Below are 17,885 nucleotides of genomic sequence, written 5' to 3'. Positions count from 1 at the left end.
CGTCCATCCACAAAGGAGGACTAAAATTAAAATGATATTTCAAACAATTCGTCAACAGCAACCACTTATTCATTGCATCACAAACTATGTGGTGGCAAATTTCCAAGCAAATGGTTTATTAGCATTAGGTGCTTCGCCCGTTATGGCTGACGATAGCCAAGAGGTTGAGGAAATGGTAGCAATGGCACAAGCATTATTAATTAATATCGGGACACTCAATACTCGCACCAAAAACGCCATGCTGTTAGCAGGAAAAAAAGCTAATGCACTTGGCATTCCAGTTATATTAGATCCAGTTGGGGCAGGGGCTACAACTTATCGCAAGGAAACCGTTCAATACTTACTTGAAAACATACAATTTGCCGTAATTCGCTGTAATATCGGTGAGCTTGCGGCTATAGCCAATGTAGATTGGCAACAGAAAGGTGTAGATAGTGGTCATGGCTCCATGTCACTGGAGACGGAAGCATTACTAGTGGCACAACGATATAATTGTATCGTTATTGTAACAGGTGAACGTGATCTTATAACAAATGGTGAGCATAGCCAGTGGATAGCTGGTGGCCACCCACAAATGACAGAGGTCACTGGTACTGGCTGTTTACTTAGTGCGCTTTGTGGTGCTGCCTATGTCGCAGGTAACAAGCCATACAACCAATTAGCAGAAACACTCACTTACTATAAAAAGGCAGCGGTACTAGCTTCTGCATTCACTGCAGATATCGGTGATTTTCAAATAGCTTTGCTTAATGCTATACATCGTTTATCAAAGGATGGTGAAGCATCATGCATATTGTAACGACGATTGCTGGATCAGATAGTGGTGGCGGTGCTGGTATACAGGCTGATTTAAAAACATTTCAGGAATTAGAGGTGTTCGGCACTTCCGTTATTACAGCTTTAACTGCACAAAATACAACAGGCGTGACAGGTGTTTTCCCCATTGACATTTCGTTTGTGGAAAAACAATTTCAAGCGTTAGTCGAAGATTTTCCGATTGCTGCAATGAAAACAGGCATGCTTTATTCCTCTGGTATTATCCAAGCCATCGCACGCATGATCGGTGAATTAAACATACCACTAATTGTGGATCCCGTGATGATTGCAAAAGGTGGAGAAAGCTTATTACAGCAAGAAGCTATTGAGGCGTTACGCTCATCTTTACTACCACTAGCTACGATTGTTACGCCAAATATACCCGAAGCAGAGGCTCTCACGGGGAGAACCATTCGCCATTTTGAGGATATGAAACAAGTGGCTCAAAGCTTTTTACAGCTAGGTGTACAATGCGTCATTGTAAAGGGTGGGCATTTAGCAGAACCACTTTATGCCATTGATTATGTATTTTTCAAAAATGGACAATCTTTTTCGATGCAGTCTCCACGAATCCAAACCAAAAATACACATGGTACTGGCTGTACATTTTCAGCAGCACTCACTGCTTTTCTTGGACGAGGTTTAGCGATGGAAGAGGCTATTATCGAAGCTAAAAAATTTATTCAATTAGCGATTATGCATGATTTAGCCATCGGCAACGGGCACGGACCTACAAATCATTTCGCTTATCAACAGCATAAGGAAGCCTGTGAGGTAATTATTCATGAAACGTGAGGATTTACAGCTTTATTTTATTATGGGGACAGGCAATGTTTTTCAACAAAATCCCATCCATCTCCTCGAAAAGGCATTGCAAGCTGGCATTACGATGTTTCAATTTCGCGAGAAAGGGTCTCTTGCCTTAACTGGATTAGCCTATGAACAATTTGCACGCCAATGTCAAAAACTTTGTCAGCAGTATAATGTACCGTTTATCGTTAACGATGATATAGAGCTCGCTTTGCGAATTGGTGCCGATGGCGTTCATATTGGACAAGATGATTTAGATGTTGAAATGGCACGTAAAAAAATCGGGAACATGATACTTGGTGTTTCTGTACATTCACAGGAAGAATTACAAACAGCTATAGACCATCATGCTGATTATGTAGGAATTGGTCCAATCTTTGCAACAACATCTAAAAGTGATGCACAACCACCATGCGGTACAAATTTTTTACAGCAAGCTTATCATCTTTATCCTGAATTACCGATTGTAGCGATTGGTGGGATTACTTGTACAAATGCACATTCTGTTTTTCAAGCAGGTGCTGATGGTGTTGCCGTTATTTCTGCTATCTGTGAAAGTCAAGACATTGCACACACTGTATCTACATTTACGTCATTATATCGCATAAAAAAATGATCTATAAACAAACTAAAACCAGTGCCTTTTACGGTCACTGGTTTTAAGTTTATAAATGCTTAGTCAGCATTTATTGGTTGTTTGGCATACCTTTTAATTGAGATTCTGCCATTTGTACAAGACGTTTAGTGATTTCACCACCAACGGAACCGTTAGCACGAGCTGAAGCTTCAGCTCCTAATTGAACACCAAATTCTTGTGCAATTTCGTATTTCATTTGATCTAGTGCTTGTTGTACACCAGGTACTGCAAGCTTGTTTGAACTGCGGTTGTTGTTTGAAGTCATGTGTCTCACCTCCTTGTGAATATAGAATGTGCGATATTCGATTTTTAATACGAAAATTTTAAAGGTAAATTGTACCTCTAATGGCATCTAGCCAGTAATATAAAAAAGCCGTCTCAAAATGGACTTTGAGACGGCTTTGAATCCTTATAATAGTTCTGCAAACTTATCTTGTTGTTGCTCTTCTTTCTTAGGGAAAATATAGACCTCTCGATTTTTTACTGCTCGCTCGATTAGCTCATCAAAATCAGAGAAGCTTTCATAATGCTCGACCTTTTCAAGCTTCGGCTTTGTTTTTGGACTTGTAGGTGTAAAAATCGTACAGCAATCTTCAAATGGCTGAATAGATGTTTCGTATGTGCCGATTTTTTCTGCAATATCAATGATTTCGAGTTTATCTGATGAAATTAACGGACGCAAAATAGGTGTATTCGTTACAGCATTAATCGCTGTTAAACTTTCAAGCGTTTGACTCGCTACCTGCCCAAGACTTTCACCTGTTACAATGGCAAGTGCCCCAATTTCCTCACGCACCTGATCAGCTACTTTCAACATCATACGGCGTGTTGTTGTCATCGATACATTAGAAGGCACTTTCTCTTTAATAAGAACTTGTATTTCAGTAAATGGAATGACATGTAAACGAATACTAGCACCAAATTTCGTTAGTTCATTGGCAAGTACCTTTACTTTTTCTAATGAATTTTCGCTTGTATATGGTGGACTAAAGAAGTGAATCGCTTCTAATCGCACGCCTCGCTTCATCATTAAATAACCTGCAACAGGGCTATCAATACCACCAGATAACATTAATAAAGATTTTCCATTAGACCCTACAGGCATTCCACCTGCGCCAGGAATAACTTGTGCCATCATATATGTTGCATCATGACGAACTTCTACACGTAGTTCAATATCAGGCTGCTTCACTTTGACTGATAAATTTTGAAATTGCGGTAAAACATAGCCACCAATCTCACGTTGGATAGCATGAGATTCTAAAGGAAATGTTTTATCGGTACGTTTCACTTCTACTTTAAATGTATGCTGCTCATCTTTAAATGTCTCCATTATAGTGATGGCAAGTTTCTTCATACTTTCTATATCTTTTTCACATGCAGCCACAGGGCTAAAAGATTGAATACCAAAAATTTTAGGTAAGCCTGTTACGAGTGCCTGCATTTGTGTTTCGTTTTCTATAGCAATAAACATACGATCACGCTCTGTACGAATATGCAGTTGTCCTAGATCGGCAAAAGCATGACGAATATTTTCACGTAAGCGACGGATAAAATCCATTTTGTTGCGACCTTTTGTAGAAAGCTCACCATATCGAATTAAAATTTCTTTCCAAATCATTACTTAATTTCTCCTTTGAGTTCCAGCATGACTTCTGCTAGTACTTGTTTAAACTTTTCTATATCTTGTGCTGTGTTATGCGCACCAAAGCTCATACGAATTACACCTTTTTTATAATGCTCATCGAGGTGCAGAGCCTCGACAACATGGCTTGTTTTCGTTTGCTTCGATGAACAAGCACTTGATGTTGACACAATGATGCCACGTTTTTGCATAGCATTAATAATGACTTCCCCTTTTAAATCACGAACACTGAACGATAAAATATGTGCAGCTCCTTGTGGAGTCGATAAAATATGCACTGCCTCTCCGTATCCTTTTAGTTGCGTACGAATTTCATCTTGCCATTGACGGTATTTCATTGCACGGTCATTCAATGTTTCTACTGCTAATCGAGCCGCTTTTGCTAATGCAGCTGCTTGCGGTACCGCTACAGTACCACTTCGCAAACCAAATTCCTGACCTCCACCAAGTGCATAAGGCTGCCATCTCATGCTTTTACGAAAGGCTAATACACCTGAGCCTTTAAAGCCATGAATTTTATGACCAGAAATAGCAATACTGTCTGGACCTTCTTCTCCATTAAAGGACACAGCTAATTTCCCAAAGCTTTGAACAGCATCAACATGAAGAGCTGCTCTACTCATTTCATGAATCATTGCTGCTGCTTCCTTAATAGGCTGGATAGCACCCATTTCATTATTCACATGCATAATGCTAACTAAAATTGTATCTTTACGTATTTTAGCACGCAGCTCCTCTAAAGAAATGACTCCATGTTGATCAACTCGAAGATAGTCAACCTCATAGCCCTCTTTTGTAAGCTGTTTAACTGTTTCTAAAACCGATGGATGTTCTATTTCAGTCGTTAAAATATGCTTTCCTATATGTGTATTACTACGTGCTATACCAAAAATAGCTGCATTATTTGACTCGGTCCCACCTGAAGTAAATAGCACATTTTTTGCCTCTGTCTGCAAAATATCTGCTACTTGCTCACGTGCACGCATTAATAAATCATTTGCTTCAACTCCCATGGCATGGATGGATGCAGGATTGGCATAATACTGCTCATTCACTACCATAAATGTCTGCATAACCTCTGTTAAAGGTTTTGTTGTTGCACTATTATCTAAATAAATTGTCTTAACCATCACTTTTCACACACTTTCAAAACGTTGATTTAACGGTATTTATCATAACGCAATCTTTGGCGATTGACCACTAACTTTCACGATTCTTCAAATTTTAAATAGCATATTACACTTTTTTCAACATTGTAATAAAGACTGTTGGTGTACTAAATTCACTATCTTTGATAAAGCCGAATTTTTCATAAAGACAAATGGCTCTCTTATTAAATCGGGCCACAGTTAAACGAAGCGGTAGTTGATGCTCTTGTTGAATTGTTTTGACAATAAACGAAAAAAATGCCGTCCCTAAGCCTTGACCAGTTAGATTGGGCTTCATACCGATGCCGATATCTACATAGCATGCTGCATATGCCCCAATGTCATGTCCTTTCGGTACTTGTGCGGCTGTGCCTGTGCAATAATAGCCGATTAACTCCTCCCGCTCATTAAAGATAGCATAGTAGGGATTTTCGAGCATTTCTTGTAAGGTTTCATCTGATAAATCATTATTATAAAAATCATATGGTGCTGCATAATGCCATTGTAAAATTTCACTCGCATACTTCTCATTCATTTCTCGTAGCGACAGCTTCAACCGTATCACACCTTTCCCTCTATTTAAAAAGAAAGCTGTCTAAAAAGTAATCGCTATACTTTTTAGACAGCTAACAGTTATTTGAATTAATTTGACATAGACTCTTCTGCAACCATTTCTTGAATACGTTTTAAAGCACCTGGCTCCATCTCTTCAACAGCTGTTCCTGCTTCTTCTAATGCTTTCGCATAACGGAATTGATGGAATGCCTCTTCAGCTTCTTTTAAACGCGCGTTCAATGTTGGATTCGAAGCACGATGACGATTTCCATACTGAATAATACGTTCAATAAGCATAACATTTTCTATTAACTCATGTGCTTTGACTTTTACATCCTCTACGCACAGTGTGGCAGCATTTAAATTATTATGAACAGTCCCCATATTTAATGGTACTTCTTGCAGGCTTTGCATAACAATGTAGATGTGCTCTGCAGCCTCATCAAGACGTGCATCCATTTCCTCAGGGATTCCTGGGATATTGGCCTTGTTCAATAAGCGATCTGTATCTTGTAATATTTTCTTTAAATTTTCAACTTGAGCGCGGGCTTTATTTTCATCAATTCGAAGTTTCTTCATTGTATTTGATAAATGTCCTTGCTCCTCATGAATTCGTTCAAGCTCTTCACTAATTTCGATTAATTCTTCCTGTAAACTAGAATAAGCCGATTTTTCTTCTCTCACACGCATAGCTAATAAGTCGTAGCGACGTTGTAATGCTTCCAATTGCTTTAATGCAGCTTTCGGAATTTCTGCATCCTTTTCGTTCAAATGATAACTTTGCTGCACATAGGTCGCTTCATCATTCACTAATTTTGTTGAAGAAATAACATTAGTGATGGAGCTTAATAGACGCTCACAATTTTGATCAACGTAATTTTTAGCAATAACCTCTTTTTCAAGTAAATCATAAAAATGATCGATTTCTTCATTTATTTCTGTCACACGAGGTTTAACTACTGTTAAATTAAGCGCTGCTAAGTCTTTTTTTAATTCATCAAACTCTTTTTCATACTTATTTAATGCCTCAGTCAATTCTAAATGCTGTAAATAGTAAGATTGATCTTCCATTTCACGTTGACCATTCCGCAATTCCTGAACCGCTCCTGGTAGCTTCACTTGTAATTCCGTTAAAATAGTTGGGACATCATTAATAAATTCAAAGGTCTGCTGTGATTCTTGATTTAAACTAATGACAATTTCGCGTGCTTGCAAATAATTCCCATCATTTGTCAATACATCAAACTCTTCAAACTTTTGTACAAATGTTTCTAGCTTTTTCTCAAGTGCAGGTAACGCTACACCAAATGAATGTTGGTGAGCAAGCAAAGTCTTTCTTGCTGAGCGATAATATTCCTTTAATTGTTCAATTTCAATTCGATTTTTTTCTTCGCTGCCAATTAATTCATTCAGTTCTTCTAAAATTTTATCTTTATCTTGTTCGCATTTCTCAATATAATCTTCAATTTCACGTTCTATAAACGTCGCTTTTTTAAAACGAAGTCGATTAATTTGATCCTCAGCATCAAATAGCAATGAATCAATTTTAGTCATATGTACATCGATGACCTCATCCCAAGTATTGCGCCATCGTTCAAACATTTCTTCCGTTTCACCGTTCATGTTTAAAGATTTTACTTTTGAAATTTCTTCATTTATAGGATTATGTTGAATTTGTAATTTTTCATTTTCAAGTTTTGCAATGATTGCAACATGTTTTCTTCGCATCATAAATCCTACTATGGCTAAAATTAATAGTAGGATAATCGGAATGATGATATACTCCATCGTAAGCCTCCTATTCTACAATAAACGAATTGGCTAGTTGTCTTTATTATATACTATGTTTTCGCCTTTTGTACTAAAATTTAAGTGTTTTTCAGAAAACTGTATTTTCGCTATTGTGAAATACTTAAATAGCGCATCTATAGAGCTAAAGGAGTGGTAAATTATGAAACGTGATGGGCATATACATGGTCCTTTTTGTCCACATGGCAGTTCAGACTCTTTCGTGCAATATATTGAAAAAGCAATTTCTCACCATTTCACTGATATCACCTTTACTGAACATGCCCCATTACCAAAAAATTTTGTCGATCCTACCCCGCAAAAAGATAGCGGAATGAATCCACATGATCTCATGCCCTACTTTGGGGAATTGCAACACCTACAAAAACAGTATGCACAAGATATTCGCATCCGAATTGGGTTAGAAGTTGACTATATCCAAGGTTTTGAACAAGAAACTCGGCAATTCCTTGATACATATGGACATTTTTTAGATGATGCGATCTTGTCTGTCCATTTTTTGCAATGGCAAGATTCCTTTGTATGTATCGACTTTTCTCCTGAGTGCTTTATTGATTTTTCAAAAAAAGTTGGCTCTGTTAAACAGGTTTATGATTTATATTATGATACTGTCCTACAATCCATTAAGGCCGATCTTGGTCCATACAAGCCGAAGCGGATTGGGCATCCATCTCTTGTTCATAAATTTCAGCTAGTGCATAATGAAAAAATCAATGATGCCTCACGCATCAAAGAAGTATTAGACAGCATGAAATGTGGGGGCTATGAGCTAGATATAAATAGTGCTGGTTTAAGCAAACAATATTGTCAGGAGCCTTACCCTCCATTTACTTTTATCAAGTATAGTCAAGCTATTGAACTGCCATATGTATTTGGTTCGGATGCACATAGCGCAACGGACTTACATCAACATCATAATGTTATATTACCAATATAAATAATTTTTAAACGAGGTGCTTATATGTTTACAAAAATTAATTACGAAGGATCAATTGCTGGCCAATATCTGACATTATCCAAACAATTAGATGCACTACTGACTGGCGAAACAGATTTGATCGCCAATTTAAGTAATGCCTCAGCACTTTTAAATCAGTTTTTAACTGACATTAACTGGGTTGGCTTTTATATCCTACAAGAAAATGAGCTTGTACTCGGACCCTTTCAAGGTCTTCCAGCCTGCGTGAGAATCCCCATTGGCCGTGGCGTTTGTGGAACATCTGTGGCAACGAAAGAAACGATTGTTGTCAAAGATGTGCACGAATTTCCAGGACATATTGCCTGTGATGCTGCTTCACAGTCCGAAATTGTGATTCCATTGATAAAACAAGGCAAGATCATTGGTGTCCTTGACATTGATAGCCCCATTGTGAGCCGTTTTTCAGAGGAAGACCGCAATGGCTTAGAACAATTTGTCCAAACATTACTTCTTCATTTATAAAATATTAAAAAATTGCCCTGAAATGTTTTATATTGTCATTTCAGGGCAAATTATTTGTACAGCCATAGACATTTCGCCTTATTCGCCTATACATTAGTTTGATAAGAGCCGTCATGAATGCAAAAACGATTTTTCCCACTATTTTTCGCTTCATATAAGGCTGTATCAGCATGTAAAAAAACAGATTGGAATGCTGGTCGGTCTCGTTCATCCCATGTTATGAGGCCCGCAGAAATAGTTACTTGTGGATCTGTAGTACTCGGAATAACCTCCACAATGGCGGATGCTAATTCTAATGCTTCCTGCTCCTTAATGTTTGGTACATAAACAGACATCTCTTCTCCGCCCCATCTTGCACAAATCCCACGACTACCAATCGTCTCTTTCAATTGGAGCGCTATTTGCACAAGAATTTTATCCCCTACTTGGTGACCGTACGTATCATTGATGCGCTTAAAATTATCAATATCAATTAACAAGAACATCCCAGACTGGTCGTATTCAAGCGACTTTTCTACAAATTGATCGAGATAACTGCGTGCATATAGTTTTGTTAAATGATCCAAATCGACCATTTCCTGAAGTTGTGTTCGTAAAATTGAATTAGCAATGGCTAAAGAGGAGTGATGAATTAACGATTGCATTAATTTAAAACTATCGAACGAAAAGAAATATGGCTCTTTATGTAAGACAATACTAAAACCATTGATCTTTTCTTCCATTAATATAGGGATCGCCCTAATGGAACGGTACTCAATTTGATTCGCTGTTAAACGACTGAAATCGGCAATAAACAGTGGATCATTCGTTTGAGCAAAATGCTGCTCAACATGTTTTATATAGGTTTGCCCCTCTTCTGCATTGAACAAAGATGTACTTGCGCCCGTCACTTCAAACGTATCATTTTTTTTAAATGCGAAACAAACTTCCATTGGTTGAAAAGATTTCAGTAACTGCTTTTGTAGGAAAAGTAACATTTCATGAATGTCAATCCGCATATTTAAACGATGTGATGTTTCATTGATGAGTTGTAAATCGCTTACAAGACGATGCGATTGATGATATAATTTTGCATTTTCAAGTGCATTTCCTGACGCTTGTGCAAGCATTCGTACGAAGTCTTTTTCAGTCGTTGAAAAAAGATAAGTCGTTGGTGCACTTACTTGCAAGATGCCATAGATAGCTTGCCTGCCCTTTATCGGCGCATTTAACAATCGACAATTTAAATCACTCGCTAGTTCTGTTGTTAACTCTCCTGATACAAAAGCCTCAATTGTAGCAGGTCTTTCTGATAAATAATCAAAAAGCTTAATATCGATGGTCGTATGTCGATCTTGATCATTCGATAATATAAGCTCTACATTAAACTCAGGGAAATTATCCCTTATATTTTTCAATACATTTTCTAAAATTAAATCAATATCCATTGTTGAATGAAATAAATCAGTCATATTATAGAGTTTTCTATATTGATCTTCGTTTATTTTGACATCTAAATTGTCCCTCATCATTTGAAGAACCTTCGAAAGTATTTCTATACACTCTTCACCATAATCCGAGGTCATAAAGTCATTCCAAGACTCTGATGCCTCCACAAGTAATACACCAATGGGATGTTTGCCCTCTGCTTGGAAAAGCACCATATCTGTCATCATTGAATAGGCCTGTCTTGCTTTTATTATATAAGGAATTTTCACTACTTTTTGTTGATAAAAACTAGCTTCGATCATCAGCCATGACACAGCATTTAGCTTTGTTTCAATTGTTAATGAAGCCATCTCCTCAATAGGTATTAATGAATTACCTTCAAAGCTGAGAAAAGCTGCATTATCAATTTTCAAGTGCTTCTTTAGACACTGTTTTAATGAATAAAAATACCCATTAAAACTAGCTTGTTCTTCATTAGAACTCACCCAAAAGCTCAAAACATCAGATTTTATATATTTTAGCGTTTGTAAATGGTCTGTCATGAAATCACCTTTTCTATATAACGTCCAAATCAATTACTATTAACTTATAATATATTATACATAATTTGTGTCATTTTGACTATGTAATTATCCCTTACTTTTACATTTTACATTACACAGCGTATCATTAACTATTTTCACATCATTTGAAATAGGTCTTAAGGAATTTCCTACTATGAAAACTCATGATGAAATTTTATATGTTAATAATTGACGTCCTTGTCCTGAGCAGTTACAATGGAGTTTGTGTAAAATAAACGCAGCAGTGGTATAAGCTTATAACTGTATTTTATTCCTCTATTTTCATATGTACAACTACTTAGATTCTTCTAGCAACGGAAATTAGATGGTGTATTGCGTAACCTAACGGCTGCATAGGCGAAAATACATGAAAATAAAATGCGTGTAAGAATGGGTACTACTGGTTTTTGTTTTACAACAAAAAAACCAAATTTAAAGGAGGAGACAACAATATGTCTCGTTATACAGGTCCATCTTGGAAATTATCACGTCGTCTTGGTATCTCACTAAGCGGTACAGGTAAAGAAATCGAAAAACGCCCTTACGCACCAGGTCAACACGGTCCAAACCAACGTAAAAAATTATCAGAATACGGTTTACAACTTCAAGAGAAGCAAAAACTTCGTCATATGTATGGTATGAACGAACGTCAATTCCGTACACTATTTGACCGTGCTGGTAAAATGAAAGGTGTTCACGGTGAAAACTTCATGATCCTTCTTGAAACTCGCCTTGACAACTTAGTTTACCGTTTAGGTTTAGCTCGTACTCGTCGTGGTTCTCGTCAATTAGTTAACCATGGTCACATTTTAGTAGATGGCAAACGCGTTGATATCCCATCATACAGCGTAAAACCAGGTCAAACGATTTCTCTTCGTGAAAAATCTCAAAACCTTGCTGTTGTAGCAGAAGCTATCGAAGTAAACAACTTCGTACCTGACTACTTAACATTCGACGCTGACAAAAAAGAAGGTACATTCACTCGCCTTCCTGAGCGTTCTGAATTATCAGCTGAAATCAACGAATCATTCATCGTAGAGTACTACTCTCGTTAATGACAACAAAAGCCCTGAAATCCCTTGTATATCAAGGTTTCAGGGCCTTTTTATTGTCTTCACCATATAATTGTAATAATAATTTTTACTTAGAGCTTCATCCTAACACCCCTAAACAATCAATTTAAACTTTTGTTGTTTCCAATTGTAATCATTAGTGCGGAAACGAATCCGATACTAAGTGTGATAGCTAGAAGAAGAAAGGCTACAGCAAAGCTACCAGATTGTATCAAATAAACAGATATGAATGGCGCAACACTTGTTCCAGCAAATAAAATGACTGTATACATAGAGATTGCAATCCCTCCCATATTCCAGCCTAACTGGCTAACAATTGTCACTAATGAAGGAACCGCAAGAGCAATCCCACTAACAAATAAAATACTAACGATCGTTAAACCAGCTATGGTTGAAAGAAAGCTCATCATGATTAGTGCGATAATCGAAAATGACAAGGCCATTTTCAGTACAAACAGCTCATTAAAGCGCTTTGCTAATTTCCCTGCAAATGGTGACATAACCATTCCTACTATCCCAAAGGCACGAATGTAAATGAGGTTCTGACTTTTCATACCAAAGGAATCACTCGTTAAATATGCCCCCAAAATAATGTACATACTGACAAATGACATTAATAAAACAAATGCAATGATATAACTAAATATCAAATTTCTATTGGTGAAAATAATACCGATTCTCTTCAAGGGAGCCCATATATTTTTGGTTTCATTGTGAACGATTCCCTTCGGTAAGATCCACACGACTAACAAAGCAGTCATAGCATACACTACTGCAAGCACATAAAAGATGACGTGCCAATGACTATGTTCACTTACATATCCACTAAATACCTGACCAACTATACCCGCTACAAGAAATCCCGTACTGATAAAACCAACTGCCCCAACTTTTCGATCATTTGGAAAAACCTCAAGAGTATAAGCAAGCGCTACTGGTGAAAATGTAGCTGCCGCAAGCCCTTGTAATCCTCTCAATAGAAGAATAACAGAAAAATCATTAACTAAACCTAGAAGTAACGTTATCACACTTAATGAAAAAAGCCCAAATACGATGACATTTTTACGTCCATATTTTTCTGATATTGCACCATAGAAAAAACACCCTAGCGCAAAGCCAAATGAAAAAACACTTGATGTAAAACCTGCTTTAGACAATGAAATATGAAAATAATCACTGAATAAACTAATAAGAGGTATTGTTAAATAGAGGCTCGACATCACCACCATACCTGTCCAGGCTAAAATAGTTGTCATTAAAGTATAATTTGCGCGATTTCCTGAAATTACAATGTTCATTAAATAAATCACCCTTTTAGTTTGATTAGCTTATAGTTAGATAATCTAATTAAACAACTAAAAATTAAACTGTATCAATATAGCTACAGTTTAACGTTCCACCTTTAGTTTTCTTTGTATAGATTTTAATAATTTACTCACTAATTTCTCGAATACTTTTCGTTCATCAGGTTCCAAATCGATTAAATTAGAAGCACATGACGACCAATAAGTCGGTAAAACCTCAGCGATAAAAGTACGCCCTTCATCAGTTAAACTTACATAGATCTTCCTCCGATCTTCTTTACTATGATTCCGTACAACAAGATTTCTCTTTTCTAGCCAATCCAGCATTGATGTTGCTGATGCCCTCGTAATTCCCAATCGTTTAGCTAAAGCAGACGGAGTCGCACGTCTCTCTTCATGTAGTGTCAGCAATAGTAATAAGTCCAATTTACTTTCTGTAATTCCAAAAGGAGCTAACTCATTGTCTGTTACATCTAAAACATGATCACTTAACCATAACAACATTAATCCCAATTTTGCATCTTCTTGATTTGTCTCACTTGAAGAGGACGCCTGAATCAGTTCAATATATGGCTCTACCCCTAATACTGGTAAATCATCTTCATTCGTGTACGTTTTCTTAAGTTTTGTCATTGAATCACCTTTTAATTAGATTATCTAACTATTAACCATTCTAACTATAAAATTAATCTAATGCAAGAACTTTTATTTCCACAAATTTCTTCAAAATAAAGCCACTATTTTTTAGCGCAGACGTATTTCATTATAACGAACAATAATTATTCCCCTCTCATATGATGACAATCTTATGTACTTTAAAATAGTAATTACACCGTTTCAAAATAACATAATCACTACCTTAATAATAAAAACAAAATATCAGTTATTTACTATTCAACTACTCATAAAAATAGAACCATTTTCTAAAAAATATATTTTACTTTCATAGTAAAATATTTTTCAAACTACATTAAATTCAATATTCTTATACAAAACTACTTTCTAAACACCCTTTCAACACCTTAACTTTTTTGTGAAATAATAACATAAATAAAATGAACAATTTTAATAAAAATACGAGTTGAACTTTTACAAAAAATAGAATACGATGAATTCCGAAAGGTGGTTCACCATCATTCAAGCAATAATAATTTTTTAAAAGGGGTTGGAAATATGTCAGACGTTCTAAAGCAATTTGTTATGCCGAAAACAAACTTATTTGGACCTGGAGCAATTCAAGAAGTTGGTAAACGCTTAAACGATTTAGAAGTGAAAAAGACATTAATCGTAACAGATGAGGGATTACACAAATTAGGTCTCTCAGAACAAATTGCAAACATCATTACAGCTGCTGGAATCGATGTAGCAATTTTCCCTAAAGCAGAACCAAATCCAACAGATCAGAATATTGAAGATGGTGTAGCAGTATATCATGCTGAAAACTGCGATTCCATTGTTTCTCTTGGAGGAGGCAGCGCACACGATGCAGCAAAAGGTATCGGACTTATTGCTTCGAATGGTGGACGCATTCATGACTATGAAGGCGTTGACAAATCACAAAATCCATTGGTGCCATTAATTGCAATCAATACAACTGCTGGGACAGCAAGTGAAATGACTCGATTCACAATTATTACAGATACAGCACGTAAAGTGAAAATGGCCATTGTTGACAAACATGTAACACCGTTATTATCCATTAATGACCCCGAGCTTATGATTGGCTTACCACCGGCTCTAACTGCGGCTACTGGCGTAGATGCATTAACACATGCGATTGAATCCTTTGTTTCTACTAATGCTACGCCAATTACAGATGCATGTGCTGAAAAAGTACTTCAACTCGTTCCTGAATTTTTACCGCGTGCTTATGCGAACGGTGCTGATTTAGAAGCGCGTGAGCAAATGGTGTATGCTCAATTTTTAGCAGGAATGGCCTTTAATAATGCATCGCTTGGCTACGTGCATGCGATTGCTCATCAATTAGGTGGCTACTATAATTTACCACATGGCGTGTGCAATGCTATTTTATTGCCACATGTTTGCCGCTACAATGTAACAGCACGTACAGAACGCTTTGCTCGTATCGCTGAATTATTAGGAGAGAATGTGGAAGGATTAAGTAAACGTGATGCCGCTGAAAAGGCTATTACAGCTATTGAAAAGCTATCACAAGATTTAAATATTCCTAGCGGCTTCCGTGCATTGGGTGCAAAAGATGAGGATATCGAAATCTTAGCGAAAAATGCAATGCTGGATGTTTGTGCTGAGACTAACCCTCGTAAAGCAACACTAGAGGATATTAAACAAATCATTACTAATGCAATGGGGCCTCTTGCGAAAAAAGAGGAGTCACTCGAAGCGGTTGTCCTTTCTTAATCGAGGAATTCATATAAGCCTACCATGACAATAGATGGAGAAAACGCTTGTTTTCTCCACTTTTTTATAGGTTCAGTATACATACATTGTCTATACTAGAAACTCTCGCTATACTTTTCTTAAAAAGAATAGGAGAAAAACGATATGCGTTTAATTTCAATTTGTCCTAGCAATACAGAATTAGTCGCTTATTTAGGGCTGACAGACCAGCTCATTGGTGTCGATGATTTTTCTGATTGGCCAGCTACGGTTAAAGATTTACCACAGCTTGGACCAGATTTATCCATTAATATGGATGCATTAGAGGCATTACAGCCTGATCTTGTCCTAGCTTCCTTAAGTGTGCCTGGGATGGAAAGAAATATTGAAGCATTGAAAGAAAGAAAGATTCCCCACATCATTTTTAATGCAAACTCACTAGAGGAGATTGCTCAGGACCTTCTGACACTTGGAAGAGCTTGTTATGTGGAAAAACATGCACAGGCCATCGCCGAACAATACATGGATTCTATCGAAAAGATGCGTTCCATTGCACAGACTATCCAAAAGAAACCTACTCTTTATTGGGAATGGTGGCCCAATCCTATTTTTACACCAGGAAAAATAAACTGGCTTACGGAAATTAGTGCTATTGCAGGTGGGGTTAATTTATTTCAAGATGTAGATCTTGCCAGTGTTCAAACGGATTGGGCAGATGTCGTTGAGCGAAAGCCCGACTACATTATGATGGCTTGGGTAGGTGTAGCATTTGAGCGTATACAGCCTGCTAATTTATTAAAACGTCCACATGCTAAAGAGCTACATGCCGTTCAAATGAAACAGCTTCACGTAATGGAAGAATGGCTGTATTGCCGCCCCTCTCCACGGCTGATCGAAGGTGCCATAAAGCTTGCGAACCTATTGCATCCTAAAGAATATAAACAGATAAAACCTCCAAGTTTCTTATAAATGAAAAAAAGCAACATTCCCCTGAACAAGAGGATGTTGCTTTTTCATTTATAGAAATTAAACGAACTTCACCATATGATATTTTTTCTTCCCACGACGCACAATGCTGAATGCATCCTCTAAACGGTCCTTGGCATCGAATACATATTCTAAGTCCGTCACCTTCTCACCATTTACACTAATCGCACCATTTGATACGTCCTCACGGGCTTGACGTTTTGAGGATGAGATCCCCGCTTCCACAAGAAGGTCTACAATATTTTTGTCCTCTTTAGCCATTTCAATAGAAGGAACATCTTTAAATGCATCCTTCATTTCTTCAGCTGAAAGTGCTTTTAAATCCCCTGAGAATAAAGCTGCTGTAATACGAATGGCTTGCTCTAATGCCTCTTGACCATGAATTAAACGAGTCATTTCTTCTGCAAGTGCTTTTTGAGCCTTACGTAAATGTGGTTCTTCTTCTACAGAGACAGCTAATGCTTCAATTTCTTCACGGGAAAGGAACGTAAAGATTTTTAAGTATTTGATCACATCTGCATCAGCAGCATTGATCCAGAATTGGTAGAACTCATATGGAGATGTTTTCTTACTATCTAACCATACAGCACCACCTGCTGTTTTACCGAATTTTGTGCCGTCTGCTTTCGTTACTAAAGGAATCGTAATTCCGAATGCTTTCGTTTCTTCCTCATGTGTTTTACGAATAACTTCTAAGCCTGTTGTAATATTACCCCATTGGTCAGAGCCACCTACTTGTATACGACAATTGTAGTGATTGTATAAATGATTGTAATCAATACCTTGGATTAACGTGTATGCAAACTCTGTAAAAGAGATTCCTGTGTCTAGACGAGAAGCAATCGTATCCTTTGCTAACATGTAGTTTACGTTAATTAATTTACCGTAATCACGTAAAAATTCAATTGTATTGATATTGCCAATCCAGTCGCGGTTGTTCACAAGCTGTGCACCGTTGCCATCTTCTGCAAAATCAAAAATACGTTCTAATTGGCTACGGATTCCTTGGACATTTTTATCGATTTGCTCTACTGTTTGTAATTGGCGCTCTTCTGAACGACCAGATGGGTCACCTATCATCCCTGTTGCACCACCAACAAGTAAAATTGGACGGTGACCAGCTTTTTGGAATCGACGAAGTGTTAACAATGGAACAATATGTCCTATATGCATGGAGTCTGCTGTTGGATCTACTCCACAGTACAAGGATACTGATTGCTCATCTAATAATTTTGCCATGCCTTCTGCATCTGTTTGTTGGTATAGCAAACCACGCCATTCTAAATCTTGTAATAATTCGTTTGTCATATT

Annotated in this window: 17 protein-coding genes; 8 read left to right on the top strand and 9 right to left on the bottom strand. The window is 37.2% G+C overall.

Annotation, left to right across the window (positions count from 1 at the left end):
• Positions 1 to 31 precede the first annotated feature (31 nt).
• From thiM to thiE, 3 genes are read left to right on the top strand one after another with little or no spacing between them, the layout of a single operon-like run.
• The gene (thiM, locus tag MHI34_RS13455; RefSeq protein WP_036118892.1) at positions 32 to 799 is read left to right on the top strand and encodes a hydroxyethylthiazole kinase; all 768 of its coding nucleotides are present in this window, start codon (positions 32 to 34) and stop codon (positions 797 to 799) included.
• Complete coding sequence (gene thiD, locus MHI34_RS13450; protein WP_036118890.1) at positions 787 to 1,611, top strand: bifunctional hydroxymethylpyrimidine kinase/phosphomethylpyrimidine kinase; 825 nt, start codon at positions 787 to 789, stop codon at positions 1,609 to 1,611. The genes thiM and thiD overlap by 13 nt, the downstream gene beginning before the upstream one ends.
• Positions 1,601 to 2,242 carry a thiamine phosphate synthase gene (gene thiE / locus MHI34_RS13445; protein WP_342503532.1) on the top strand — a complete coding sequence of 214 codons (642 nt, stop codon included), beginning with the start codon at positions 1,601 to 1,603 and terminating at the stop codon, positions 2,240 to 2,242. Before thiD ends, thiE begins: the two co-directional genes overlap by 11 nt.
• Positions 2,243 to 2,312: 70 nt before the next feature.
• Here thiE and MHI34_RS13440 read toward each other — a convergent pair whose 3' ends face one another.
• The 5 genes from MHI34_RS13440 to ezrA all read right to left on the bottom strand — a co-directional run bounded on the left by MHI34_RS13440 (position 2,313) and on the right by ezrA (position 7,399).
• Positions 2,313 to 2,528: an alpha/beta-type small acid-soluble spore protein gene (locus MHI34_RS13440; protein ID WP_036118875.1), complete on the bottom strand. Its 216-nt coding sequence runs from the start codon at positions 2,526 to 2,528 to the stop codon at positions 2,313 to 2,315.
• Between the two features lie 144 nt (positions 2,529 to 2,672).
• Positions 2,673 to 3,884, bottom strand: coding sequence for a tRNA uracil 4-sulfurtransferase ThiI (gene thiI / locus MHI34_RS13435; RefSeq protein WP_036118873.1), 1,212 nt, complete (start codon positions 3,882 to 3,884; stop codon positions 2,673 to 2,675).
• The gene (locus MHI34_RS13430; RefSeq protein ID WP_036118871.1) at positions 3,884 to 5,038 is read right to left on the bottom strand and encodes a cysteine desulfurase family protein; all 1,155 of its coding nucleotides are present in this window, start codon (positions 5,036 to 5,038) and stop codon (positions 3,884 to 3,886) included. Before MHI34_RS13430 ends, thiI begins: the two co-directional genes overlap by 1 nt.
• Positions 5,039 to 5,144: 106 nt before the next feature.
• Complete coding sequence (locus MHI34_RS13425; protein WP_340809846.1) at positions 5,145 to 5,612, bottom strand: GNAT family N-acetyltransferase; 468 nt, start codon at positions 5,610 to 5,612, stop codon at positions 5,145 to 5,147.
• An 86-nt stretch (positions 5,613 to 5,698) separates the two neighbouring features.
• Positions 5,699 to 7,399 (bottom strand): septation ring formation regulator EzrA, encoded by a 1,701-nt coding sequence (ezrA, locus tag MHI34_RS13420; protein ID WP_036118869.1) that lies wholly within the window; start codon positions 7,397 to 7,399, stop codon positions 5,699 to 5,701.
• Between the two features lie 163 nt (positions 7,400 to 7,562).
• Between ezrA and hisJ the strand changes: the two genes are divergently transcribed.
• Positions 7,563 to 8,357 (top strand): histidinol-phosphatase HisJ, encoded by a 795-nt coding sequence (gene hisJ, locus MHI34_RS13415; protein ID WP_340809348.1) that lies wholly within the window; start codon positions 7,563 to 7,565, stop codon positions 8,355 to 8,357.
• A gap of 24 nt (positions 8,358 to 8,381) precedes the next feature.
• The gene (locus MHI34_RS13410; protein WP_036118867.1) at positions 8,382 to 8,861 is read left to right on the top strand and encodes a GAF domain-containing protein; all 480 of its coding nucleotides are present in this window, start codon (positions 8,382 to 8,384) and stop codon (positions 8,859 to 8,861) included.
• 86 nt (positions 8,862 to 8,947) lie between these two features.
• Here MHI34_RS13410 and MHI34_RS13405 read toward each other — a convergent pair whose 3' ends face one another.
• On the bottom strand, positions 8,948 to 10,831 hold the full coding sequence (locus tag MHI34_RS13405) for a GGDEF domain-containing protein (RefSeq protein WP_342503531.1): 1,884 nt from the start codon (positions 10,829 to 10,831) through the stop codon (positions 8,948 to 8,950).
• A 473-nt stretch (positions 10,832 to 11,304) separates the two neighbouring features.
• Here MHI34_RS13405 and rpsD point away from each other — a divergent pair, with 473 nt between their 5' ends.
• Entirely contained in the window at positions 11,305 to 11,907 is a 603-nt protein-coding gene (gene rpsD / locus MHI34_RS13400; RefSeq protein WP_036118865.1) for a 30S ribosomal protein S4, read from the top strand.
• A gap of 119 nt (positions 11,908 to 12,026) precedes the next feature.
• Here the strand turns inward: rpsD and MHI34_RS13395 are convergent, their stop codons facing one another.
• Positions 12,027 to 13,223 (bottom strand): MFS transporter, encoded by a 1,197-nt coding sequence (locus MHI34_RS13395; RefSeq protein ID WP_340809350.1) that lies wholly within the window; start codon positions 13,221 to 13,223, stop codon positions 12,027 to 12,029.
• Between the two features lie 90 nt (positions 13,224 to 13,313).
• Positions 13,314 to 13,862, bottom strand: a complete 549-nt coding sequence (locus tag MHI34_RS13390) for a MarR family transcriptional regulator (protein ID WP_058843400.1) — start codon at positions 13,860 to 13,862, stop codon at positions 13,314 to 13,316.
• A gap of 540 nt (positions 13,863 to 14,402) precedes the next feature.
• On the opposite strand from MHI34_RS13390, the gene MHI34_RS13385 reads away from it, so the two are divergent.
• Both MHI34_RS13385 and MHI34_RS13380 read left to right on the top strand, forming a co-directional pair.
• Positions 14,403 to 15,608: an iron-containing alcohol dehydrogenase gene (locus tag MHI34_RS13385; protein ID WP_036118859.1), complete on the top strand. Its 1,206-nt coding sequence runs from the start codon at positions 14,403 to 14,405 to the stop codon at positions 15,606 to 15,608.
• A gap of 144 nt (positions 15,609 to 15,752) precedes the next feature.
• On the top strand, positions 15,753 to 16,556 hold the full coding sequence (locus tag MHI34_RS13380; RefSeq protein ID WP_340809353.1) for a cobalamin-binding protein: 804 nt from the start codon (positions 15,753 to 15,755) through the stop codon (positions 16,554 to 16,556).
• Positions 16,557 to 16,613: 57 nt separating this feature from the next.
• On the opposite strand, the gene tyrS is transcribed toward MHI34_RS13380, so the two are convergent.
• Positions 16,614 to 17,882 (bottom strand): tyrosine--tRNA ligase, encoded by a 1,269-nt coding sequence (gene tyrS / locus MHI34_RS13375; protein ID WP_036118855.1) that lies wholly within the window; start codon positions 17,880 to 17,882, stop codon positions 16,614 to 16,616.
• Positions 17,883 to 17,885 lie beyond the last annotated feature (3 nt).

The organism is Lysinibacillus sp. FSL L8-0126 (assembly GCF_038630385.1).
GTDB lineage: Bacteria > Bacillota > Bacilli > Bacillales_A > Planococcaceae > Lysinibacillus > Lysinibacillus fusiformis_D.
This window is presented reverse-complemented; position numbering and strand designations above follow the sequence as displayed.

Bases quoted from the DNA above. Each gene is read 5' to 3' on its own strand.
- thiI (WP_036118873.1), bottom strand. From the start codon at position 3,884: ATGATTTGGAAAGAAATTTTAATTCGATATGGTGAGCTTTCTACAAAA.
- ezrA (WP_036118869.1), bottom strand. From the start codon at position 7,399: ATGGAGTATATCATCATTCCGATTATCCTACTATTAATTTTAGCCATA.
- hisJ (WP_340809348.1), top strand. From the start codon at position 7,563: ATGAAACGTGATGGGCATATACATGGTCCTTTTTGTCCACATGGCAGT.
- MHI34_RS13440 (WP_036118875.1), bottom strand. From the start codon at position 2,528: ATGACTTCAAACAACAACCGCAGTTCAAACAAGCTTGCAGTACCTGGT.
- MHI34_RS13390 (WP_058843400.1), bottom strand. From the start codon at position 13,862: ATGACAAAACTTAAGAAAACGTACACGAATGAAGATGATTTACCAGTA.
- MHI34_RS13380 (WP_340809353.1), top strand. From the start codon at position 15,753: ATGCGTTTAATTTCAATTTGTCCTAGCAATACAGAATTAGTCGCTTAT.
- MHI34_RS13410 (WP_036118867.1), top strand. From the start codon at position 8,382: ATGTTTACAAAAATTAATTACGAAGGATCAATTGCTGGCCAATATCTG.
- MHI34_RS13385 (WP_036118859.1), top strand. From the start codon at position 14,403: ATGTCAGACGTTCTAAAGCAATTTGTTATGCCGAAAACAAACTTATTT.
- thiM (WP_036118892.1), top strand. From the start codon at position 32: ATGATATTTCAAACAATTCGTCAACAGCAACCACTTATTCATTGCATC.
- MHI34_RS13405 (WP_342503531.1), bottom strand. From the start codon at position 10,831: ATGACAGACCATTTACAAACGCTAAAATATATAAAATCTGATGTTTTG.
- tyrS (WP_036118855.1), bottom strand. From the start codon at position 17,882: ATGACAAACGAATTATTACAAGATTTAGAATGGCGTGGTTTGCTATAC.
- thiE (WP_342503532.1), top strand. From the start codon at position 1,601: ATGAAACGTGAGGATTTACAGCTTTATTTTATTATGGGGACAGGCAAT.
- MHI34_RS13430 (WP_036118871.1), bottom strand. From the start codon at position 5,038: ATGGTTAAGACAATTTATTTAGATAATAGTGCAACAACAAAACCTTTA.
- rpsD (WP_036118865.1), top strand. From the start codon at position 11,305: ATGTCTCGTTATACAGGTCCATCTTGGAAATTATCACGTCGTCTTGGT.
- thiD (WP_036118890.1), top strand. From the start codon at position 787: ATGCATATTGTAACGACGATTGCTGGATCAGATAGTGGTGGCGGTGCT.
- MHI34_RS13395 (WP_340809350.1), bottom strand. From the start codon at position 13,223: ATGAACATTGTAATTTCAGGAAATCGCGCAAATTATACTTTAATGACA.